At 65.5% G+C, this 22574-nt stretch carries 22 protein-coding genes; 10 read left to right on the forward strand and 12 right to left on the reverse strand.

Features of this window, described 5'->3' with window-relative positions:
* Window positions 1–56 precede the first annotated feature (56 nt).
* From AB0I14_RS12005 to AB0I14_RS12015, 3 genes are all read left to right on the forward strand, one after another.
* Window positions 57–1118 carry an NADP-dependent oxidoreductase gene (locus AB0I14_RS12005; protein WP_358020734.1) on the forward strand — a complete coding sequence of 354 codons (1062 nt, stop codon included), beginning with the start codon at window positions 57–59 and terminating at the stop codon, window positions 1116–1118.
* A 203-nt stretch (window positions 1119–1321) separates the two neighbouring features.
* Window positions 1322–1660, forward strand: coding sequence for a WhiB family transcriptional regulator (locus AB0I14_RS12010; protein ID WP_358020737.1), 339 nt, complete (start codon window positions 1322–1324; stop codon window positions 1658–1660).
* Window positions 1661–1743: 83 nt separating this feature from the next.
* Window positions 1744–1908 carry a hypothetical protein gene (locus AB0I14_RS12015; protein ID WP_358020740.1) on the forward strand — a complete coding sequence of 55 codons (165 nt, stop codon included), beginning with the start codon at window positions 1744–1746 and terminating at the stop codon, window positions 1906–1908.
* Here AB0I14_RS12015 and AB0I14_RS12020 read toward each other — a convergent pair.
* Window positions 1873–3105: an MFS transporter gene (locus AB0I14_RS12020; protein WP_358020743.1), complete on the reverse strand. Its 1233-nt coding sequence runs from the start codon at window positions 3103–3105 to the stop codon at window positions 1873–1875. The genes AB0I14_RS12015 and AB0I14_RS12020 overlap by 36 nt on opposite strands.
* A gap of 74 nt (window positions 3106–3179) precedes the next feature.
* Between AB0I14_RS12020 and AB0I14_RS12025 the strand changes: the two genes are divergently transcribed.
* Window positions 3180–5429 (forward strand): DPP IV N-terminal domain-containing protein, encoded by a 2250-nt coding sequence (locus AB0I14_RS12025; protein ID WP_358020746.1) that lies wholly within the window; start codon window positions 3180–3182, stop codon window positions 5427–5429.
* 176 nt (window positions 5430–5605) lie between these two features.
* Complete coding sequence (locus AB0I14_RS12030; protein WP_358020749.1) at window positions 5606–6034, forward strand: DUF3159 domain-containing protein; 429 nt, start codon at window positions 5606–5608, stop codon at window positions 6032–6034.
* 258 nt (window positions 6035–6292) lie between these two features.
* Here AB0I14_RS12030 and AB0I14_RS12035 read toward each other — a convergent pair whose 3' ends face one another.
* A complete protein-coding gene (locus AB0I14_RS12035; protein ID WP_358020752.1) occupies window positions 6293–7147 on the reverse strand; it encodes a class I SAM-dependent methyltransferase in 855 nt (284 codons plus the stop codon).
* Between the two features lie 117 nt (window positions 7148–7264).
* Complete coding sequence (locus AB0I14_RS12040) at window positions 7265–7858, reverse strand: XRE family transcriptional regulator (RefSeq protein ID WP_358020755.1); 594 nt, start codon at window positions 7856–7858, stop codon at window positions 7265–7267.
* A gap of 108 nt (window positions 7859–7966) precedes the next feature.
* Between AB0I14_RS12040 and AB0I14_RS12045 the strand changes: the two genes are divergently transcribed.
* The 4 genes from AB0I14_RS12045 to AB0I14_RS12060 all read left to right on the forward strand — a co-directional run bounded on the left by AB0I14_RS12045 (window position 7967) and on the right by AB0I14_RS12060 (window position 13685).
* Entirely contained in the window at window positions 7967–8995 is a 1029-nt protein-coding gene (locus tag AB0I14_RS12045; RefSeq protein WP_358020758.1) for an NAD(P)/FAD-dependent oxidoreductase, read from the forward strand.
* A 106-nt stretch (window positions 8996–9101) separates the two neighbouring features.
* Complete coding sequence (locus AB0I14_RS12050; protein ID WP_358020761.1) at window positions 9102–9536, forward strand: MmpS family protein; 435 nt, start codon at window positions 9102–9104, stop codon at window positions 9534–9536.
* Window positions 9533–12418, forward strand: coding sequence for an MMPL family transporter (locus tag AB0I14_RS12055; RefSeq protein ID WP_358020764.1), 2886 nt, complete (start codon window positions 9533–9535; stop codon window positions 12416–12418). Before AB0I14_RS12050 ends, AB0I14_RS12055 begins: the two co-directional genes overlap by 4 nt.
* 226 nt (window positions 12419–12644) lie before the next feature.
* A complete protein-coding gene (locus tag AB0I14_RS12060) occupies window positions 12645–13685 on the forward strand; it encodes an LLM class F420-dependent oxidoreductase (protein WP_358020767.1) in 1041 nt (346 codons plus the stop codon).
* 273 nt (window positions 13686–13958) lie between these two features.
* Here the strand turns inward: AB0I14_RS12060 and AB0I14_RS12065 are convergent, their stop codons facing one another.
* Window positions 13959–14612 carry a TetR/AcrR family transcriptional regulator gene (locus AB0I14_RS12065; RefSeq protein WP_358020770.1) on the reverse strand — a complete coding sequence of 218 codons (654 nt, stop codon included), beginning with the start codon at window positions 14610–14612 and terminating at the stop codon, window positions 13959–13961.
* A gap of 42 nt (window positions 14613–14654) precedes the next feature.
* On the reverse strand, window positions 14655–15098 hold the full coding sequence (locus AB0I14_RS12070) for a hypothetical protein (RefSeq protein WP_358020773.1): 444 nt from the start codon (window positions 15096–15098) through the stop codon (window positions 14655–14657).
* A 29-nt stretch (window positions 15099–15127) separates the two neighbouring features.
* Between AB0I14_RS12070 and AB0I14_RS12075 the strand changes: the two genes are divergently transcribed.
* On the forward strand, window positions 15128–16549 hold the full coding sequence (locus tag AB0I14_RS12075) for a PLP-dependent aminotransferase family protein (RefSeq protein WP_358020775.1): 1422 nt from the start codon (window positions 15128–15130) through the stop codon (window positions 16547–16549).
* Here the strand turns inward: AB0I14_RS12075 and AB0I14_RS12080 are convergent.
* The 7 genes from AB0I14_RS12080 to rpsI all read right to left on the reverse strand — a co-directional run bounded on the left by AB0I14_RS12080 (window position 16521) and on the right by rpsI (window position 22549).
* Window positions 16521–16826: a ferredoxin gene (locus AB0I14_RS12080; RefSeq protein WP_358020778.1), complete on the reverse strand. Its 306-nt coding sequence runs from the start codon at window positions 16824–16826 to the stop codon at window positions 16521–16523. The genes AB0I14_RS12075 and AB0I14_RS12080 overlap by 29 nt on opposite strands.
* The gene (locus AB0I14_RS12085; protein ID WP_358020781.1) at window positions 16823–17959 is read right to left on the reverse strand and encodes a Rieske 2Fe-2S domain-containing protein; all 1137 of its coding nucleotides are present in this window, start codon (window positions 17957–17959) and stop codon (window positions 16823–16825) included. Before AB0I14_RS12085 ends, AB0I14_RS12080 begins: the two co-directional genes overlap by 4 nt.
* 124 nt (window positions 17960–18083) lie before the next feature.
* Window positions 18084–19523 (reverse strand): hypothetical protein, encoded by a 1440-nt coding sequence (locus AB0I14_RS12090; protein WP_358020783.1) that lies wholly within the window; start codon window positions 19521–19523, stop codon window positions 18084–18086.
* A gap of 3 nt (window positions 19524–19526) precedes the next feature.
* Window positions 19527–19799, reverse strand: a complete 273-nt coding sequence (locus AB0I14_RS12095) for a type VII secretion target (protein ID WP_358020786.1) — start codon at window positions 19797–19799, stop codon at window positions 19527–19529.
* Between the two features lie 70 nt (window positions 19800–19869).
* Entirely contained in the window at window positions 19870–21210 is a 1341-nt protein-coding gene (gene glmM / locus AB0I14_RS12100; protein WP_358020789.1) for a phosphoglucosamine mutase, read from the reverse strand.
* A gap of 141 nt (window positions 21211–21351) precedes the next feature.
* Window positions 21352–21780 (reverse strand): hypothetical protein, encoded by a 429-nt coding sequence (locus tag AB0I14_RS12105; RefSeq protein ID WP_358020792.1) that lies wholly within the window; start codon window positions 21778–21780, stop codon window positions 21352–21354.
* Window positions 21781–22111: 331 nt separating this feature from the next.
* The gene (gene rpsI, locus AB0I14_RS12110; RefSeq protein ID WP_358021279.1) at window positions 22112–22549 is read right to left on the reverse strand and encodes a 30S ribosomal protein S9; all 438 of its coding nucleotides are present in this window, start codon (window positions 22547–22549) and stop codon (window positions 22112–22114) included.
* Between the last annotated feature and the right edge of the window lie 25 nt (window positions 22550–22574).

Consider the following 22574-nt stretch of genomic DNA (forward strand, 5'->3'; position numbering starts at 1 on the left):
CCCAACACCACTCCAAACGAAAGGACTCCTCCGTGACTTTCCGGAAGAACCGCCGCATGTTGCTGACAACCCGCCCCGTCTGGACCCTGAAGCAATCCGATTTCACTGTCGACACCGCGTCAGTGCCCTCGCCCGGACCCGGCCAAGTCGTCGTCAAGGTGCTCTGGTTGGCATTCGACCCGGCCCAGCGCGGATGGATGAACGACGGGCCGTCCTACGCTCCACCGGTGGCGCTCGGCGACGTCATGCGCGGACACGCTGTCGGCGAAATCGTCGACAGCACCGACGACGCGTTCCCAGTAGGCACCCTGGTGCACGGTAACTTCGGCTGGCAGGACTACGCACTGTGCTTTCCCGCGGCCGACACCATCGGAACGCTTGAGCATGTGGGCGGCAACACGGGAACCCTACCCAAGGCGCACAAGGTCCCAGAGGGTGTCGCCCCAACGGGAGCACTCGGCGTACTGGGCACCACAGGCCTCACCGCCTACTTCGGCATGATCGAGATCGGCCAGGTCCGGCCCGGAGACGTCGTGCTCGTGTCCGGCGCCGCCGGCGCCACCGGATCAGTGGCCGGCCAGATCGCGCGACTGGCCGGCGCGCGCACGATCGGACTCGCCGGCGGGCCGGACAAGGCCCAATGGCTCACTGAAACCGCCAGGTTCGACACCGCGATCGACTACAAGAGCGAGGATGTTGCCGGCCGCATCGCCGAGCTGGCACCTCAGGGCGTAAACCTGTTCTACGACAACGTTGCCGGCAAGATCTTGGAGGCCGGTATCCGCAACATCGCCCAGCGGGGCCGGGTTGTGCTGTGTGGAGGCATCTCCAGCGGTTACTCCGACGAAGCTACCGCCTACGGCCCGACCAACCTGTCAACCATCACAGTGCGCAGCGCCAGCATGGCGGGGTTCATCGTCACCGACTTCCTGGACCGCTTCGACGAAGCCGCCGATCGACTCACGGCATGGATCCGCGCCGGGGACATCGTCTGGGCAGAGGACGTCCAGAAGGGCACTGTCGACGACGCAGTCGACACCCTCAATCGCCTATTCGACGGCAAGAACTTCGGCAAGCAGATCCTGCAGATCGCCGAGCCCACAGGAGGGAACTTCTAACAGTGGTGCTCGCCGGGCGATTCCAGGCCAGCATTACGGAATTCGTACCTCTACGAAAGATAACGGGCTGCTATACGGCTCCGAACACGTACTCGCCATCCTCGAATCGCCAGCGCGCGGGCGGGAATTCTTGTAGCCCATGCAGATTCCTGCGGCGCAGACCGCCGGAATGTCGGCGACGCGCACGCTCCTGAGGAGTTCCGGTGAACGGATACAGAACAATCGGCCTCACGAATACGCCCGCCCGCGAGCATCGCGGCACCACTGAGCATTGGCAAGGACTTGCGAACTGCCGAAGCGCCGACCCCGACATGTTCTTCCATCCGGACGGCGAACGAGGCGATGCCCGGCGGCATCGGAATCTGCTGGCCAAACAGATCTGCACGAGTTGCCCAGTGAAAGGCGATTGTCTCGATCTTGCACTCGCGTCTCGCGAAGGTTTCGGGATCTGGGGCGGCATGTCAGAGGACGAACGTGCGGCCGTTCTACTGGGTGCCAACATGCGCCCCCGCGGCAGAGGGGTGCACGTTGACCGCATCTGATGCCCCACCCCACGATCGAACTCAGTGATCGCGTCGACGCCGAAGCAGACCTCGCCAATCAGCCGGCTCAACATGCAGGGCCAGTGGCCACCATGACGTACCTGGGCTTCGGGCTACCCATGCTGCTGTTCGCGCTCAAACCGCTCGTCGGGATCGCAGTCCCATTGCTCGTGCGGGCGATGCTGGTCAAGGCGGGAGCACCACTTCGGGTGCTACCGCTTCGCGGAAGTTCCGGACGGCTCGTCTGAGCGCTCGTCCAGATCCGCCACCGAGCGCGACACCACGACTGTGGCGGCGATCGCCAGCCAGACCAGGAAGACCCCGATTCCGGCCGCCGGGGCCGACCTGTACTCGGCGATCAGCGCACACATCCCGATACCTACCGGGGCCGCGACCTGAATGCAGGCGTTCTGCAGACTGAGCACCCGACCCCGGACCGTGTCGGGGATCCGTTCGGCCTGCACCACCCCCAGCACTGCGCCCAGCGCCGAATTGGCGAGACCAAGGACGGCGCCACCGGTGAACACCGCCGCCGGAGAGCCGAGCGTCGCCATGAGCAGGAAGCCGCCCGTCGTCCCGATCAGCGCCGTCGCCATCCAGAACCGGCGCGACAGCCGCCTGCCGACTGCTGCGAATAGCGTTGTGCCGATGAACATTCCGATCGCCAGCGCCGTCAGGACGAACCCGAGCAGGTCCGGTCGCGCGAGGACACTGAAGTACAACGGCAGCACCATGCCCTGCAGCCCGCCGAGCGCCACGGCGAGTCCGACCGTCAGCGCGACCGTGCCGGCGAGCAGCCGGTTCTGCCGCACCACCGAAGCACCGCCGGCGACCTGCGCCCACAGCGAAACACGTTCGGCGTCAACGTCGTCCACCGCACCGAGACGGCGGGGTAGGACGGTGCTCAGCGCGGCGGCCGCGGCCGAGGTCGCCGCCGTCACGAACAGGACGGTGCTGCCGTCGAAGAGCGACAGCAGGGTGCCCGCAGCGGCCGGACCGATCACCAGGGCCGTCGACGTCATTGATTGCCGCAACCCCACCAGTCGTTCCAGCGGCACAGCCGAGTACCGGGCGACCGCTGGAACCATCACCTGGCGCGCCGTCATGCCCGGAACATCGCCGAACGAACCCACGATGGTGAATGCCATCAGCCATGCCAGGTTCAGCCCGCATATCACGTCGACCACCGGGATCGCCGCCACCGCGGCCGCGGAGATCAGGTCGGACAGGATCGAACAGGTGCGCCGGTTGACCCGATCGATGACGACGCCGGCGCACAGGCCGACAACCAGTGCAGGCACTGCGGTGGCCATCGACACCGCGCCCATGCTCAGTGGGCTGTTCGTGGTCTGTAGAACGATCAACGGCAAAGCCACGGCGAGGATCCCGTTCCCGAGGAAGCTCAGGAAGTGCGAGCTCAGATAGGCGAGGGCGAGTACAGGCATGGCCCCCAGAGAAAGCCGTGCCGTTGCGGCATGGTCAAACCGGACTTGACCATGCCGCTACGTCCGGGTGTGTCATGGGCAACGTGACGCATGAACCCACGACGCTGACGGATTCCGACTACGCCCGCGCCGAGCAGATGCTCGCCCCCTACCGTGCGCGCCGGGTGCCCGGCAGCTCGCTACAGCCGCAGTGGCTCGCCGACGGCACCCGGTTCTGGTACCGGATCGGCACCCGCTACGTCGTGGTGAACCCCGTGGAGAAGAGCCGGCGGGACGCTTTCGACCATGACCGGCTGGCATCGGCATTGTCGGCCACGTCCGGCCATGCCGCGGAGGCGGTCGACCTGCCGATCACCGCCGTCGACATCCGGGATGACGCGACGGTGCGGTTCACCGCGTTCGGTGAGCGCTGGGAGTGGTCCGACGACACGGGCCTGAGTATCGGCGCCGCGGCGGCGTATGCACCCGACGAACGACCGTCACCGGACGAGTCTTGGGTGGCATTCCGGCGCGAGGGCGATATCTGGGTCCGGCGCCCCGGGGAGCAGGAATTCGCGCTCACCGACGACGCCGAACCGCTGTTCGACTACGGCGGCCTACCCGACACCACCGGAGGTCGCGCGTTGATGCGGGCAGTCGGGCTGCCGCCGTTGACCATCCTGCACTGGTCACCCGACTCGACCCGAATCTTGGTGCAGCGCATCGACCAACGGGATCTCCCAGAGCTGGTACTCGTCGAGTCCGCCCCAGCCGACGGCGGTCGGCCCGTCGAACACCGCACCCGGTACACCATGCCCGGTGAGGACTCGGTGGCGACCATGACGTGGAACGTGCTGGATGTTGCCGAACGGAAGGTCATCCGTCAGCAGACCGAGCCCACGCCGATCATGCACAACACCGCTCTGGTGTACGCGTGGTGGACAGACAAGAACACGGTGCACTTCCTGCACCACTCACGCGACGCACGGACCTTGGAACTGCGCCGTCTCGACCCTGCCACCGGAGAAGTAGACATCTTGATCAGGGAGACCGGCGAAACCCGCGTCGACCCGTCACCACAGCTGGGTGAGCCGCACCTGGTGCGGGTGCTGACGTCCGGCGAGATCGTGTGGTGGTCCCAACGCGACGGTTGGGGCCATCTCTATCTCTATTCGGCCGACGGCCGGGAGGTCACCCGGATCACCCAGGGGCAGTGGCTGGTTCGCTCTCTGCTCTGGGTAGATGAAGATCGCAGACAACTATGGTTCGTCGCCTCCGGTCTTGTCGAGCATGATCCTTACCTGCGCCAGATCTGCCGGATCGATCTGGACGGCGCCGGGTTCACCCGGCTCACCGACGACGATCTGGATCACGATCCGGTGACCCCACCCGAAGGCGGCTACCTCGTCGATCGAGCATCGTCGCCGAGGCTGCCGCCGCGTTCGGTCGTCCTCGACGGTGACGGAAACGAACTCGTAGAACTCGAATCCCCGGACACCGCCGCGCTGGAGGCCCTCGGGTGGCAGCCACCGGAACGGTTCCGGGTCACCGGCGCCGACGGCAAGACCCCGATCTACGGTCTGCTCTGGCGCCCCCACTGCTTTGACCCGCAGCAGCGCTACCCGATCGTCGAACACATCTATCCAGGACCGCAGATCTACCGTGCCGGACCATCGTTCGACCCGCCGCACCAGGGCGAGCCCGAGGCCTTCGCGGCGCTCGGGTTCGCAGCAATCGCGATCGACGGGCGGGGTACGGCCGGGCGCAGCAAGGCTTTTCAGGACTACTCCTACGGCGACCTCGGCAACGCCGGAGCGCTTGACGACCACATCGCCGCGATCCGCGGACTGGGGCACCGTTACCCGTGGTTGGACACCGACCGGGTCGGTATCACCGGACAGTCTGCGGGCGCGTTCGCCGCCGCCCGCGCGATCCTGATGTATCCGGATTCCTATCACGTGGCCGTCGCGACGTCCGGCAACCACGACAACGCCGTCAACCTGGCCATGTGGGCCGAGCACTACCACGGTGATGTCAGCGAGGACGGCAAGCGCGCCATCTCGAACACCACCCTCGCCGCGAACCTGACGGGCAAGCTGCTGCTCATCCACGGCGAACTCGATGACAACGCACACCCCTACATGACGATGCGGTTGGTCGACGCTCTCATCAAGGCGGACAAGGATTTCGACCTGATCATGATCCCCGGCGCCGAGCACGCACTGCTCGGCCGGCAGCACTACTTCCTGCGCCGCACCTGGGATTACTTCGTCCGGCACCTGCACGGCACCGAGCCGCCGGGCTACCGGCTCATGACGTTGCCGATGCCGGGCCTAGGTGGTTAAACCGCGTACGATCTCCCCCGCCCGGCGCAGCACGTCGAGCTGCGCCGGGCTGTACAGGTCGCTCATCGCATCGCCGATCGTCTTGTCCGCGAAACATTTTCCGCGCGGGGCGTCATCTCGGGGTCATCGTCGCCGCGCTGATCGCCTATTACACCGGGTCCGCAGAAGACTACTTTTTGCCTGGGATCTGGCTCAGCCTGGCGATGGCGGCCGCGTTCTCCGTATCGCTCTTGTTGCGGCGCCCCTTGGTCGGAGTGATATGGAACCTGCTGCGTAGCGCCGGGCCCGATCCGTCATGGCGCGCCGACACCGTCGCACTACGCGCATTCGACGTTGCCACGCTCGCATTCGTGGCCTTGTTCTCCGCGCGATTCGTTGTACAGCAATGGCTTTACGAAGGCGGCTTCACCGGCTGGCTGGCCTTTGCCCGGATCGCCATGGGCTATCCACTAATCGGCGCGATGTCCGTGGTCGTGTACTGGGCGGTCCGCCGTACGAACCGACAGCTCGGCCCAAACTCGCGGCCGCACCGCCGGCGAGATGCTGCGAACATTGACAAGACACATGGCTACTGTGACCCAAAACGGCCGTGTCGCAGAGGCTAGTCCATCTTCGTTGCAGATCTTGCATCTTGGTTCTGCGGAGGATGGTCGCGCCAACGACAGAGCGTCGCTTCGGCAAATTCCTTTAGTCGGCGCCCAGTCAAGCGATTCGACAACCGACAGTCATGAAGGAAGACTCGTGGATTCAATCGCACAGCACAAATTTCGGCTCGCCACACGTAGAACACACACGTTGTATCCGGTGGACAACTTGTGGCGGCAGTTGGGGCTCTGCCGGGTGAGCAAGCGCTCTCTCGGCGCTCATGTACGGCGTGCGACCCACACGGCACGCTCAGTGCGTACGGCAAGGTCATCGCGCCCCAAAATACTGTGCGGGCCCTCGATATCGAGCAATTGATCCATCGCAATGAGGTCATCGACCGAGAGCACGTCGGCCGCGGCCCTGCGCATGCTGCGGAGACTGAGGAGTGCGTAGCGACCGACTGCCTCGAAGTGGGAATGCTCGATGTTGACGGTGATCGTGCGTTCACCTTCGACGATGAATCCGGCAGCGGTGAGCCTGGGTGCCCAGTCGGCGCCTCGGTGGGGTAATCGGCCGGCGTTCTCACGGTCAATCGCGGTGTGGCAGCGCGTCTCTAGTCCGGGTTGACCCACAGGGGCATCGTCGGGCAGAAACCGGGGGAAGCCGACAGGTTCAACAACGGCGAAGAGTCCGCCGGGGGCGAGAGTTTCATGAACCCGGCGCAACGTGTCGTCGGGATCGGCCATGTGGTGCAGGGCGGCCGATATCCACACCAAGTCAGGTTCGCCGAGGTTCGGCCATGTCGCGTTGAGATCCGCCTGGACAATACTCACGCGGTCAGCCACTCCAGCTTCGCAGGCTTTTTCTCGCACGCGGTACAGGTGACTGACCGACGAGTCAACGGCAGTCACGTGCGCCTCGGGGAACCGTGCGAGCAGGGCGAAGGTGCCCGTGCCGGTCCCGCAGCCTAAGTCCAGGATCTGACGGGGGCTTGCTTTGACGGGCAGCCAAGCGGTGAGAGATGCGGTGTGCCCGGAGAGTAGTTCCGCGTCGAGGTCGAGAATCTCCGCCTGGCACTGAATTCCACAACTATCTGGGCTATGTGCGCCGCCGTCGTGCGCGGATAACGTCATGCCTCGACGGTAAGTCGAGTATGCGCTTCACGCACCACACCTTGCGTAGACGGCAAGGCGGAGGTTGTTCGAGCGGACGAATGCGCAAGTATTCGCGAATACGTGCGGACGAGCCGGTCACCCTGGCCGGTGGTCCTCTGCGGCCATCTCCTTGTCGGATTGGTGCGCCCGGCGCGCGTCGCGGTCGAAGATGCCCAAGATCTCGCACGGTCCACCCTCGGCACCGATCGCATGCGGCAGCATGGTGGGAAATTCGGCGGCCTCGTTGGTCTCCACGCGCAACCGACGATGGCCCAGCATCAGCACCGCGGTGCCGGACAGGACGACGAGCCACTCTTGCCCCGGGTGAGCACGCATGCGTGCGGGATTCTCCGGGGGCGGGTTCGTCATGCGCGCGCGTACCACGGTCATGCCGGAATTCGCCTTGATCGGCCACCGCATTATCCCGTTGGCCGCATCGGTTGTCGGGTGGGAGATGACGTCGTCGGTCTCGGTCTCGACCAGCTGGTCCAGGGAAGTGTCCAGTGCTCGAGCGAGCGTGACGAGTTGGTCCAAGGCGAGGCGCCGTGAGCCGGTCTCGATGCGACTGAGCGACGACGGACTAAGTCGTGCTCGGGCGGCCAACTCATCCAAGGACCAACCCTGCGCAACCCGCAGGGCACGGATGCGTTTGCGCACCAGGCTGTCCAGATCCCCACTTTCTTGCTTCATAAGCATGAGCATATGCCGATACAGCAAGACGTGCCTACGCTCATCCCATACCGACCGGTGACCGGTCTGGACTCCAATTAACACGACGGAAAAGGGTGGGACGGCGCTGTGACAACTGCCGACAGAGCAATAGATCTACTGCCGGGTGACGTGGTTGACGCCGTGGTGATCGGCGGCGGGGCCGCAGGCCTCAGTGGCGCAATGATGCTGGCCCGCTTGCGCCGATCGGTCGTCGTGATTGACAGCGGCACTCCCCGCAATGCGCCCGCCGAGGGCGTGCACGCCCTGCTCGGCCTGGACGGCACACCGCCGGCGGAACTGCTGCGCCGCGGCCGCGAGGAGGTTCGGAGCTACGGCGGGCGAGTCATGGCCGGCGAGGTGACCTCCGCTGCCCGGGACGTGCCTTCTGTGGAGGGAGATCCGCGCTTCACCATCACGCTCTCCGACAGTCGATCCGTACGGACGCGCCGCGTGCTGGTCGCCACCGGACTGCAAGACACACTCCTAGACATCCCTGGACTGGCCCCGCACTGGGGTAACGACGTCGTGCACTGCCCGTTCTGCCACGGGTGGGAGGTACGCGATGAACCCATCGGCGTCTTGGCGGTGGGCCCGGGATCAATCCTTCACGCGCAGCTGTTCCGCCAGTTGACCGAGGACCTCGTTTACTTCACTCGCGGCACCGACCTAGACGAGGACACCCGCGCTCGATTCGCTGCCCGCGGTATCCGCGTTGTCGACGCCCCAGTGGAGAAGATCCGGTCCGACGAGACGGGCATTACGGGTGTGCAGCTCACCGACGGCCAAATCGTCTCGCGACGCATCGTGTCGGTACTCACTCGGATGCAGGCCCGCACTGATGGCCTCGAGGGCTTGCAGCTGCCAATGGCGGATCTGCCGGGCGGTATGGGCCGCAGCTTCGTTACCGGCATGGCAGGAACCACCGACGTGCCCGGTGTGTGGGTCGCCGGCAATGCCACTGATCTGGCCGCGCAGGTCGGCGCAGCTGCAGCGGCAGGCGCCCTCGCTGCCTCACACATGGCCGCCAACCTCGCCATCGCCGACACCAACGCGGCTCCTATTGCCGTGCAGGCTCGCACCGCTCCCCCGCTTTCGAGCGAGGAGAACAGCAGATGACACTCGCCTGGCCGCCGACGGACGGCATCGGCGAACCAGGAAGTCGCACTGGGGAATTCATCGCGATCGACAGGTCCGACCACGCAAGTGCCCGCCGAGGCGTTCGGTGACGAGCCTCGTCAAGCGGGCGTGGATTCCGCTACTCATTGTCGTGGTCGTCGCGATATCAGGATTCGTGGTCTATCGCATGCACGGCATGTTCGGGTCGGACAACGAGGTCACCCGCCCCGGCGCTGGGCTCGCCGAAGACCCAGAGCCGTTCAACCCCAAAGTTGTGACGTACGAGATCTTCGGGAAGGAAGGCGCCGTGGCGACCATCAATTATCTCGATCTAGACGCCAAGCCGCGGAGGGTGAGGGATGCTCCCCTGCCCTGGTCGGTCACCCTCAGCACCACCGCGCCCGCGGCGAGTGTCACGATCGTCGCCCAGGGCGACGGGGACAGTATCGGCTGCCGGATCACCGTCAACGAAGAAGTAAAGGATGAGAACACATCCGTCGGCGTGAGCGCTCAGACCTTCTGCTTGGTGAAGTCCGCATGAGCGACGACCGTGTTGCCAACCCCCCTGCCATTCCCAGGTTCCTTCGCCTGTTCTGCGTGCCGGTATTGCTGGTATGGCTAGTGCTAACCGCTGTTGTCAACGTCGTTGTACCCCAGTTGGAGGTCGTCGGCCAGGAGCACGCGGTGTCCTTGGCTCCAGACGATGCGCCGTCGCTACAGGCAACGATGCTGGCGGGCAAGGTCTTTGAGGAGTTCACCTCCAATAGCTCGGCGATGATCGTGCTGGAGAGCGAGAAACCACTCGGCGAGGAAGCGCATCGCTACTACGACGACCTGATCAAGAAGCTCGAAGCCGACACCACGCATGTCGAGCACGTCCAAGACTTTTGGGGTGATCCTCTGACCGCGGGGGGCGCGCAGAGCCCCGATGGTAAGGCGACCTACGTGCAGCTTTACCTCGCCGGTAACCAGGGTGAGACGTTGGCCAATGAGTCCGCTCAAGCGGTGAAGAACGTGGTGGGCGCTACTCAGCCGCCGCCGGGCTTGAAGGTCTTCGTCACCGGACCAGGTCCGATGGCCTCGGCCCAGCAGGACGCGGGAGACAAGAGCCTGCAACTGGTTACAGCAGTGACCATTGGGGTCATCGTGTTGATGTTGCTGCTTGTCTACCGTTCCATCATCACTGTGGTTCTAGTCCTGTTCATGGTGATGTTTGAGCTGATGGTCACCCGGGGCGTCGTGGCATTTCTGGGTTACCACGAAGTGATCGGGCTCTCCACGTTCGCGGTCAACCTGCTGACCTTGCTCGCGATCGCTGCGGGCACCGACTACGCGATCTTTCTCATCGGCCGGTATCACGAAGCACGTCGAGCGGGCGAAAACCGCGAAACCGCCTACTACACAACGTACCGAGGGACTGCCCACGTCATCCTAGGCTCGGGCCTGACGATCTCCGGAGCGACGTTCTGCCTCAGTTTCACCCGATTGCCGTACTTCCAGACCATGGGTGTGCCCTTGGCGATCGGCATGCTCGTCGTAACAGTGGCGGCGCTCACCATGGCGCCGGCCCTGCTGACTGTGGCAAGCCGATTCGGGCTACTGGACCCTAAACGCACCGCGAGCACCCGCGGCTGGCGCCGGGTGGGCACGGCTGTAGTCCGCTGGCCCGGCCCAATTCTGGTGGCGTCCATTGCGGTCTCCCTGATCGGCCTGCTTGCTCTACCGTCCTACACGACCAGCTACAACGATCGCGCTTACCTGCCGGCAGACATCGAGGCCAACGAGGGTTACGCGGCAGCGGACCGACACTTCTCCCAGGCCCGCCTCAATCCCGAAATGCTCCTGCTCCGAGCCGACCATGACCTTCGCAATTCTGCGGACATGCTCATCGTCGACCGGATCGCCAAGGCCGTCTTCCACCTTCCCGGCATCGCACGGGTGCAGACGATCACACGCCCACTGGGCACCCCGATTGAACACACCTCGATCCCGTACCAAATCGGCATGCAGGGCGTCACCCAACAGCTAAACCAGTCGTATTCGGAGGGCCGCACCGCGGACCTTCTGACCCAGGCCGATGACATCTCCAAGACGATCGACATCCTGAGACAACAAATGGAGCTGCAGAAGCAGAACGCGGCAGCCCAAAATGAGCAGACCACCGCCTTTCGCGACATCGTTCCGATCGTGAACGGCTTACGCGACAAGATCGCCAACTTCGACGACTTCTTCCGGCCGCTGCGCAACTACTTCTACTGGGAACCTCACTGCTTCGACATCCCCTCCTGCGCCGCAATGCGATCGGTGTTCGACGCCATCGACGGCATCAGCCAACTCTCCGACCAGTTCGGAACTATCACCGCAAGTTTGGACAAGCTTGCTGCCACCCAAGCGAAGCTGAATGCCCTGCTTCCGCCCCAAATCGCCAGCCAGGAAGCAAACCGACAGCGCATCCTGACCAACTACGCGACGCAAAAGGGTTTGCAAGACCAGCAAGATCAGCAAGATCAGACGAACGCGATGGGCCAGGCGTTCGACAAGTCCAAGATCGACGATTCGTTCTACCTACCACCTGAGGTCTTCGACAACCCCGACTTCAAGCGGGGCCTAACGCAGTTCGTGTCGCCAGACGGAAAGGCAGTGCGCTTCATAATCTCCCATCAGGGAGATCCGGCGACCCCCGAAGGCATCACTCACGTCGCCCAGATCAAGAACGCCGCGTTCGAGGCCATCAAGGGCACACCGATGGAAACTTCGAAGATCTACCTCGGCGGCACCGCGGCCACCTACAAGGACATGCAAGAGGGCACCACATACGACCTGATGATCGCTGCGGTATCCGCCCTCTGTCTGATCTTCGTCATCATGCTGATCATCACCCGTGCAGTCATCGCCGCTTTGGTGATCGTCGGCACGGTGTTGCTCTCGCTGGCTGCTTCGTTCGGGTTGTCCGTACTCATCTGGCAACACGTCATTGGACTGCAGTTGCACTGGATGGTCCTGGGCATGTCGGTGATCATCCTGCTAGCCGTCGGGTCGGACTACAACCTACTTCTAGTGGCTCGCTTCAAGGAGGAGCGCGCGGCGGGGTTGAAGACGGGCATCATCCGCTCGATGGCCGGCACCGGCAGCGTGGTGACATCGGCGGGTCTGGTGTTCGCCTTCACCATGATGACATTCGCGGTGAGCGATCTGCGGGTAATGGCGCAGGTGGGAACCACAATCGGCCTCGGCCTACTCTTCGACACCCTGGTGGTGCGGTCCTTCATGACGCCAACTATCGCCGCGCTGATGGGTCGCTGGTTCTGGTGGCCGCAAAACGTACGGACCCGACCCGCTCGGCCAACGAGGCAGTTAGTAGGCGTCGGATCAGCGGGGCGGCACAGCTTAGACCAAGCACTGCAAGGCGAGGGAGCGGAATGAGTTGGTCAGGCGACGGGTGCCGATTTATGTTGCGCACCCTGTGGGTTCTCACCAATCGCCCTCGCTCATATGGAATTAATGGATAGAACGACCCCTTGCGTGCAAGCACCGCCGCACGGATCGGACGGGTTGCAGAGAATTTCGCGCTCTCCCCTGGAGCCACGCGCACTCCCGGCAAGGAACGGTCACCAACCCAACCAACTGGTTGGGTTGCTACACTCCAGCGATGCGCACTGGCATCTTCCTGAGTTATGCGGGCGGCTTCAAAGAGGCAGCCGACCAAGTCGTCGAACTGGAGAAGGTGGGCGTCGACATCGCCCTGGTCGCGGAGGCGTACTCCTACGACGCGATCAGCCAGCTGGGTTACCTGGCCGCCAAGACCTCCACCATGGAGCTCGGCACCGGTGTGGTCCCGATCTACACGCGCACACCGGCCCTGATGGCCATGAGCGCGGCCGGGGTGGACTACGTGTCCGACGGCCGGTTCCGCCTCGGCATCGGCACCTCGGGCCCGCAAGTGATGGAGGGCTTCCACGGCGTGCCGTTCGACGCACCGCTCGGCCGCACCCGCGAGGTCGTCGAGATCTGCCGGAAGGTGTGGCGCCGCGAGAACCTCGACTACGACGGCAAGTACTACCAGCTGCCACTGCCAGCCGACCGCGGCACCGGGCTGGGCAAGTCGCTGCACCTGATCAATCACCCTGTCCGTGAGCGTATTCCGATCACGATCGCCGCACTGGGGCCCAAGAACGTCGAGCTGACCGCCGAGATCGCCGAGGGCTGGCAACCGGTGTTCTACCTCCCGGAGAAGGCCGACGACGTGTGGGGCGACGCACTGCGCGCCGGGGCCGCCAAGCGCGATCCGGCGCTGGGACCGCTGGATGTCATGGTCAGCGCCAGCCTGGCCATCGGCGACGATGTCGACGATCGGCTCGCCTGGGCGAAACCCCAACTGGCGCTGTACATCGGCGGCATGGGCGCACGCGGGCAGAACTTCTACCACAAGCTGGCCACCCGGTACGGCTACGGCGAGGTTGCCGACCACATCCAGGACCTGTTCCTGGCCGGCAAGAAGGCCGAGGCCATCGCAGCCGTGCCCGACGATCTGGTGCGCAACGTGTCGCTGGTCGGGCCGAAGGGATTCGTCAAGGAACGCCTCGCCGCCTACGCCGAAGCCGGGGTGACCACGATGCTGGTACACCCGCTGGCCACCGATACCGCCGAGTCCGTGAAGTTCTGCGAGGAGCTCGTCTCGCTCACCCGCTAGGACCGCGCCCGCCTGCGGGCCCTTGGCTCCCCCGCCGAAGCCAAACGCCTGATCGACGAGGCATCCAGCCGCTTCTCACCGCGGGCGCGCATCTATACGGACGCGTTCCTCGCGGTGCACGCACTTGCGACGGACGACCCGAAAACGGCGCTTACGATTCGGAACACCTTGCCCTCGACCAGGTTCCGGCGATCGCCGGCGCCCAGATCGCCTGGGTGATTGGCGCGCTCTGACCTTCGGACCATCTGACCACTGCGGTCCGCAACCCGGTGATCAGCCGGATTTCGTGGCCGAGCGCCTGCCGGTTGCCGCGTTCAGGAGCAGCGATTCGAACAACCGGTTGACGCCGTCCATTTCACTCGGTTCGGTCACCGCCGCCGCGTGGGCGAATCCGTCGACGATCGCGCCGATCACCCGCGCCACCTGAACCGGGTCGAGATCGGCCGAGATCAACCCGCCCCGCTGCCCCTCGACGACGGAGCGTGCGAGCGCGTCGGTCATCCGTGCGCCCTGCTTCACGAAGGCTGCGGTCAACTCCTGGTGCCGACGCGCATCGATCGGCGCCGTGGCGACGAAGCCGGCCAGTTCGGGATACTCGCGGTTGATCCGTATCGATTCGGTCAGCGCCGCGCGCAGCAGTTCGTGCATCGACCGCGGCCCAGACATTGCCGGTGCGGCGCTGGCCAGGATCTTGCCGTAGACGTCATCGCACACCGCCTCGAACAGATTGTTCTTCGTACCGAAGTGGTAGTAGACCGAACCCGCTGTCACACCGGCCATCTCGGCGATCTGGTTGTTAGTGGCGGGTCCGTAGCCGAACTGGGCAAAGCACCGGCAGGCGGCGTCGACAACCCGTTGACGGGTGTCGCCGCTGTCGATGCCCGCGGGCCGTCCGGGTCCCACCTTCGCGGTCTTGGGCGCGCTCATCGGACCATCTTCGCCCAGAGTCACGGGTGGCGGGTGACCACGTCAGTTGTCAATGCCGACGCTCTGACGTTGCATGATCCAGTCGCGCGCCCGCGCAACGGTCGCCGCGGGATCGAAGGACGCGGCGTCCCACGTGGTGGACCGTACGTCACCGCGGTCGCCGTAGCGCTGCATGATCCGGACGTGATGAGGTAGCCCGACGAACCGCTGCAGGGCTTCAGCATTCGTCCAAACCGAGATCGATCCCGACCTGCTCGCGGTCGGCAGGCTCCACAACCAGAGGCCGACGGCGCCCGGCATGGCGTACCAGCCTTCCCGCATCCGCAATCCGCGAACTGCGATTCCGGGTGCGTCCCTGCGGTGTTGCGCGGTGTACTCGGTCGCGCTCACGACGACGGGGGCGTCACCTGGATCAACCGGACCCGGCACCCACGAGGTGATGAGCGGAAAGCCGAGCGACGAGGCAAAATTACTGATCACGGTCATGAAATCCAGAGTGGACCTAGAATTGGTATGTGTCAGGATCCAATCTGCCCGATTCTGAACAGACCAATTCCGCGGATTCGGGTTTCCCACCGGATTTGCTGCTCACCCTGGACCGGTCCTCGCGCGACGGACTCGCCGCACAGCTCCAGCACCAGCTGCGTACCGCGATTCAGCACGGCCGGCTCGCGTCCGGGACCCTGCTGCCGCCGTCGCGCATCCTCGCCGAACAGCTCGGGGTGGCACGGAGCGTCGTCGTGTCCGCATACGAACTTCTCGCCTCGGACGGCTATCTGACCACGCGACAAGGATCCGGCACCCGGGTGCGGCCGGTCGCTGCACCCCAGCCATCCCACGCCAAAAACATTGCCTCGCGGTATATTCCGCTGCTCGGCGGTGTTCCAGATCCCGCGCTGTTCCCTCGCGCGGAATGGCTGCGCCACTATCGCGGCGCGCTCGCCGACACCCCGAACGATCAACTGTCTTACCCGGCCCCGCTGGGCGCACGCGCACTTCGCGGGGCCCTCACCGGCTACCTCGCACGCGTCCGGGGCGTCGCCACGACACCCGCGCATCTACTCATCACCTCCGGCCTGACCCAGGCGGTGGTCCTGGTGGCCCGCGCGCTACGCGCCCGGGGCCATGAGGCCATCGCGGTCGAGGATCCAGGATTCGCCTTCCATCGCGAGGCCATCGTGAACACGGGCCTGCGGGCCCTGCCGGTACCGGTCGACGATGACGGACTCGACGTGGATCGGCTCACCGAACTCGACGTCGGCGCGGTGCTGGTCGCTCCCGCGCATTCCTATCCGACCGGGGCGGCACTGAGCCCGGAGCGCCGGGCGGCGCTCATCGCGTGGGCCCACCGCCGCGAGGCGCTGATCATCGAAGACGACTACGACGCGGAGTTCCGGTACGACCGGACTCCGATCGGCGCCTTACAGGGTTTGGCGCCCGATCGCGTCGCCTATGCGGGCTGTATCAGCAAGACATTGACCCCGTCCCTCCGGCTGGGCTGGATTGCCTTGCCGCCCTGGCTGGTTCACGACGTAATCAACGAGAAACTCTACGACGACATGGGGAACTCGACCCTCGAACAGCTCGCCCTGTCCCGATTCGTGGAGACCGGGGGCCTCACCCGTCACCTTCGCCGGGTCCGGCCGATCTACCGCCGGCGGCGCGACACCACCCTGGCGGCAATCTCCGCATCACTGCCACAGGCCGAACCCCGCGGGATCGCCGCGGGGCTGCACGTCTACCTGCGACTGCCCGCAGGCACCGACGAGGACTCACTGATCCGCACCGCCCGGGAACGGGGCCTGATCCTCGCGGGCGCGCGTGCGCACTGGGCCGACCCCGACGCCGCGCCACCCGCACTCGTGATCGGATACGGCGGCATCGGTGAGGCGGCGATCCGCGACGGCATCACCCTGCTCGGGTCGATCCCCACCTGATCGAAGGTTCGTCTGCCAGGGGCAATACCCCGTCGACGGCGGCTGTTTCGACAGAAGCCCGCATCGAGCTGCAACCGAGGAACAATCCACGGTTGCCGTGGCCGCCCAGCGCCTCAGCGTCGCGGCGCTGAGGGCACCTGCCCGACGCTGCGGCATTCCATTGCACGCTGGTTTGTTGCCAACTGCTCTTGCGTGCCAATACGACTGCGCCGCAGCTTCGGCATGACACCGGCATCATCGGCACTTCGTTGAGCCGAGGGTCGAGGCGGATGGTCATCGCACCGGTTCAGTGGCGCGGGCAGCGATGTTGTCTTCGATCTCCTGCGTCCACGCATGCTGAGCGCTCGTCGTGTCGATCTCGTATTCGAACCGGTCGACCATGTCGGCCGCCACATCGTCGGCGCCGACGTAAAACTGTTCGTACCACCTGCGCAGCTGGTATACCGGCCCGTCTTCCTCGCACAACAACGGGTTGTCGATGCGAGCCTTGGTTTTCCAGATCGCCACGTCCTGTTCGAACCCGATCTTGACCCAGTCACCCAGTGCGATGGCGTTCTGCATGGCCAGCTCGCCGGACAGGCCCTCGGCTTTCTTGACGATGATGCCGTATTGCAGGACAAACGAATTCGCGTCGATCGGATAATGACAGTTGATCAGCACGCTGTGATGATCGGCCTCTGGATAGTGGTACGTCAGATCATCGATCATGAACGCGGGTCCGTAATACGACGCCACCGATGTGGTGCCGAGCATCGCCGAGCCGCCGACATCGTCGCGGTCGGCACGGGTGTCCGCGTTCATGTACTGGGTTGCGATGTGGCCTTCGAAGATGTTCTTGAAGTAGGTGGGCATCGATCCGTGCACATAGAAGAAGTGCGCCATATCCACCACGTTGTCCACCAACTCACGGCAATTGGCATTGACGACCGTTGTGTACCAATGCCAATCGGTCCACTCATCGCTGGTGGCACCGTCGATGCGCGGAATCGTCACATCGGCCGGCGGGGGTTTCCCCTCGGGATCGTTCCAGACGAACAGCATCCCGTCCTGCTCAAGGGTGGTCCAGGTGGCGGTGCGGGCCAGTCGAGGGGCACGCTTGCCGTACGGCACGTTCTTGCAGCGCCCGTCGCCGCCCCACCGCCAGTCGTGGAACGGGCAGGCGATCTCATTGCCCTTGACCTGACCTTGGGACAGATCACCGCCCATGTGTCGGCAGTATCCGTCGAGCACGTTGATCCTGCCGTCACCGCTGCGGAATACGACAAGCTTCTGCCCGAATACGTTGATCGCGTGTGGTTTCCCGTCGCCGAGGTCGCGAGTCAGTCCGAGGCAGTGCCAGCCACGAGCAAAACGCGTCGGCGGTGCTTCGGCTTCTATCTCGCGCACCTCGCACTCGGATTCCATCGTCATCAAGGACCCCCTCGGAAGTTTCGCGGTGACTGTGGTTCACGTCACAACCAGGTCTAACACTCAGGGGTCCACTTCGGCCCCCAAAGTCCCACTGGCAGGGATCGCAATCTGGGTCGACGCAGATCTAGCCGCCGACCTGCGGTAGCTCGTCGGCGGCGATCGCACACGGCGTGTCACCGGCCGGCGCGGCGAGCGGTGCGGCAGCGGGCCCGGGCACAGGCGGCGGGGTGAAGGGCTCGGGCACCTCCGTGGCCGCCGGCGGTAGATCCGGCTGTGGTTCAGTCACTTCCGCACCAGAATCCTCCGGCCCCGCAGGTTGCGCCTCGGCGGTGTCATCGGTCTCGTCCTCGTCGGCCGTGGTCTCGTCGGCAACGTCATCTGTGTCTCTGCCCTCGTCGGTGCCGTCTTCGACCTCGTCGTGTGCGTCATCTTCTGCCGGCGGATCGATGTCGTCGTCTTTCAGGTCACCGATATCGGCGGGCAGGTCCTCGGCCGACGACCCGATCAACCCGCCCAGCAGATCGGCCAGTTGCTGTCCGGAACCGGCCAAGCCGGAACCGATGTCAGGCATGCCACCCAGACCGGGCAGTCCACCGCCACCGAGGCCCTGGCCCAATCCTGCAGGCGAGGCCAAGCCGGGGGCCGCCGACTCGATGGGTGCTGCCGCCGGGACGATCGGCTCAGGCCCGGCCGCCGCAGCGCCGGGTGCAATCCCGGCGGGCACGGTCGCCGCGGGGGCCGAGAACGAAGGCACGCTCGCCGGAGCCGCGACAAATCCCCCACCCCCACCGCCTGCCGAAGGCCGGTCAGCTGCGTCAGCGGCCAAGGCCACGGCGGGGCCCGCAGGTGCGCTCGACGGAAGCCAGACCGGCCCCAGCTCCCCGGGAATGCCGAACACCGGTAGCGTCTCGGCTCGCAACGCGGCGACCGCCTGCGCGTACGAATCGGCAACCGCACGCGTCGTGCCGCGCATCGCCGTCAACCAGTCCCCGCCAATGTCGTTGAACACAAAGGGTTTCACCTGCGTGTCGATCAGCTCACTGGCCACCGAGCGGTCTCCCACACCGGTGCTCACCGTCCGAACCGCCGCCAGCCAGGTGCCGCGTTGCCCGGCCTGACGCTCCTCGATCCGGAGCGCGGCGGAGGCCTTGGCGTCCACAGCATCCCACAGCTTGTCGCGCAAGCGGGTCAATGTGGCTGCGGCGCCGCGGATCCCGGCAGCGACCTGCGTCGCCGAGGCCGCGTGCCGGGCCAGGAAATCCGTCGACGCCCGAGCCCCGGCACCCTGCCATGCCTGCGACAAATTCTGGAAGTGGTTGTCCTGCAGCCGTAATGCCTGCTCGGCCACGGCAGCAGAGGCGGCCAGTGATGCGCATTCGGCATCCAGCGCCCGCAGGTCCAGTCCGTCCTCGGCGCCATACCAGTCGTGCACCTGATAGCGGTAGCGGGTCAGATCGGGGTGGACGAAGCCCAGCAGGTGACAGGCCCAGACGTATTCGGCGATCGTGTCGACAGCAGCCTGCCCCTCATCCAACCGGGCCGCGACGTCGAGGCTTGCCGCCACGGCTCAACCCACCCGGGCCGCGGCGCGCGCGTCGGCAACCGCGTACCGATCGATCGAGCTGCGCAGCACGGCGGCGACCTCGGCACTGGCCCGTGACCACCGACGCAACCCGTCCGTCACCTCGTCCACGGCGGTCCGCACCGCGTCCCCGTCCGCGACGTGGGTGTGCCCGGCGGAGGCACCGTCGAACACCGGCCCGCGCAGGCGGTCACGCACCACGGAATCGAGATCGTCGGCAACGGCGTCGTATCCGGCGGCCACGGACGCCAGTGCCACGCCGTCGAGACTGGCGGCAGTTACATCTCCCATGCCCGGTTTAGACGCAGCCGGGCACCGTCCGGTTCCCTCAGGCCGACTGGCCGCTGACCGAATCGGCCACCCGAACCGCGACCATCCGGGCCGTGTTCTCATCGGCAGCCTCGACCATCACCCGAACCACCTGTTCAGTACCCGAGGGCCGCAACAGGATTCGGCCGGTGTCACCCAACTCGGCCTCGGCCTCGGCCACGGCGGACTGCACGGACGGCGCCTTGGCCACCGCCGCCTTGTCCTCGACTGCAACGTTGATCAGTACCTGCGGCAACGTGCGCATCGGCTCGGCAAGCGCAGCCAACGTAGCGCGGGTCTGGGCCATCCGAGACATCAGCCGCAGGCCGGTGACGATGCCGTCGCCGGTCGTCCCGAAGCCGGGCAACACGATGTGTCCGGACTGCTCACCACCGAGTGAGAACTCGCCGGACCGCAGTTCCTCCAGGACGTAGCGGTCCCCGACGCCGGTGGTCCGGACCTCGATACCGGCCGCCCGCATGGCCAGGTGCAAGCCCAGATTGCTCATCACCGTGGCCACCAGCGTGTCCGAGGCCAGCTCGCCCGCCTCTTGCATGGCCAGCGCCAGCACCACCATGATCGAGTCACCGTCGATAACCTGGCCCGCGGCGTCCACTGCCAGGCACCGATCGGCATCGCCGTCGTGGGCCAGCCCCAGATCGGCGCCGTACTCGAGGACGGCGGCCTGCAGCACCTCCATGTGGGTGGATCCGCAGCCCTCGTTGATGTTGAGGCCGTTGGGTTCGGCGTTGATCGCGATGACATTGGCTCCGGCGGCCCGATAGGCCCGGGGAGCGGCCGCCGACGCCGCGCCGTGCGCGCAGTCGACGACGACGGTGAGGCCTTCCAGTCGGGTGGTGACGGCCTTCCCTGCGTGCCGCAGGTAGCGGTCCAACGCGTCCTCGGCGTCCAGCACCCGGCCGATACCGGCCCCGGTGGGGCGCAGCCCGGGCCCGGCGTTGACCAGTTCCTCGATGCGGTCCTCAGCGGTGTCGTCGAGCTTGTGCCCGCCCGGACCGAAGATCTTGATGCCGTTATCGGGCATCGGATTGTGCGACGCAGAGATCATGACCCCGAAATCCGCGTCATAAGCACTGGTCAGATACGCCACCGCAGGCGTCGGCAGCACACCGGCCCGCAGGACGTCGACACCCTCGCTGGTGATACCGGCGATCACCGCGGCTTCCAGCATCTCGCCGCTGGCCCGCGGATCACGGCCCACCACGGCGACCCGCCGGCCTGGACCCCCAGAATTGCCGAGACGCCGCGCAGCCGCCGAACCGAGTGCCACTGCCAGTTCGGCAGTCAGATCGCGATTGGCGACCCCGCGCACCCCATCGGTGCCGAACAGTCGACCCATGCCCTTAAACTTCTCATAATTGTCCGCCGTAAACACAACCGACGAGGTCAGCGACCATCCCGGCGCCGGATTGATACTCGTTCGAGATCAACCGGATCACCGCCCGCGGATCCGGCACGGGCGGTGATCGGCGACAGATCGCTAGTTAGAGCCGGTGTCTGACGACGAGTGGCTGCCTCCCGGCGCCATGGTGGGTGCCGTCGTCGGCGCAAGGCTGTGCGGCGCGGTCCCCTGGGAGACCCCGCCCGGGCGCTCAGTGGTGCCGTTCTGGCTGAACGAGATGGTCCCGAGGTTGTTGGTGCAGACCACGTGGTCGGTGCTGTTCGCATCGACCCCCTGAACCGCGGTGGTCAACGATGCCGTGTCGGTGTTCTCGCACACCCCAGCCGCGATCTGCGCGGCCGCGGCGTCATCGACGTTCTCCAGGACCGAGACGTTGCCGAGGGTGAGGTTGACCTTGCCGTCTCCGGCAGTGTCGGGCGCCGCATTGGCGATACCCACGCCGACGGTGAACAGCAGCGATCCGCCGAGCACCGCGCCCGCAGTCGCTGTCTTCGCGAAGTTCCCCACAATTACTCCTTCCGATGGGACAGCGGCACCCGGTCCCCCGACGTCGGAACGACGCCTACCGGTGGCAGGAAGGTCCTGCGGGCACAACCCTGCTGACGCAAAGCGGCCCCCTGCTCTCCGCCCAGTGGTCTTCCACGCACGGTCCGCCTTCAAACCCCAATCTCGGAAAAAGTTGTGAGCGGCCGCGCGCCGTTTTCGACACCAGGGTCGTGGATTGGGGCGAAACGACGGCGCTGGCGTAGAGATCGACGCAGGTCAACGAGCAAAAAACAAACCCGCCGGGTGTGTACGTGACACACCCGGCGGGTTCGTTCGGCCAAAAGGCGACAGATCAGCGCTTGCTGTACTGAGGCGCCTTGCGGGCCTTCTTGAGGCCGTACTTCTTGCGCTCGATGGCACGCGGGTCACGCGTCAGGAACCCGGCCTTCTTGAGTGCGGGCCGGTCTTCCGGCTGCACCAGGATCAGCGCACGGGCGATGGCCAGGCGCAGGGCACCGGCCTGTCCCGACGGGCCGCCACCATCGAGGTGGGCGTAGATGTCGAAGTGCTCGACACGGTCGACGGTCACCAGCGGGGCCTTGATCAGCTGCTGGTGCACCTTGTTCGGGAAGTAGTTCTCGAGCGTGCGGCCGTCCAGGTTGAACTTGCCGGTGCCGGGCACCAGGCGCACCCGAACCACAGCCTCCTTGCGGCGGCCGACGGTCTGGATCGGACGGTCGATGATGACCGGCTCGCGGTGCTCCTGCTCCTGCTCCTGCTCGACCTCCACCTCGACGGTCTCGGTCACGGCTTCG

It is taken from the genome of Mycobacterium sp. NPDC050441, assembly GCF_040655355.1.
GTDB lineage: Bacteria > Actinomycetota > Actinomycetes > Mycobacteriales > Mycobacteriaceae > Mycobacterium.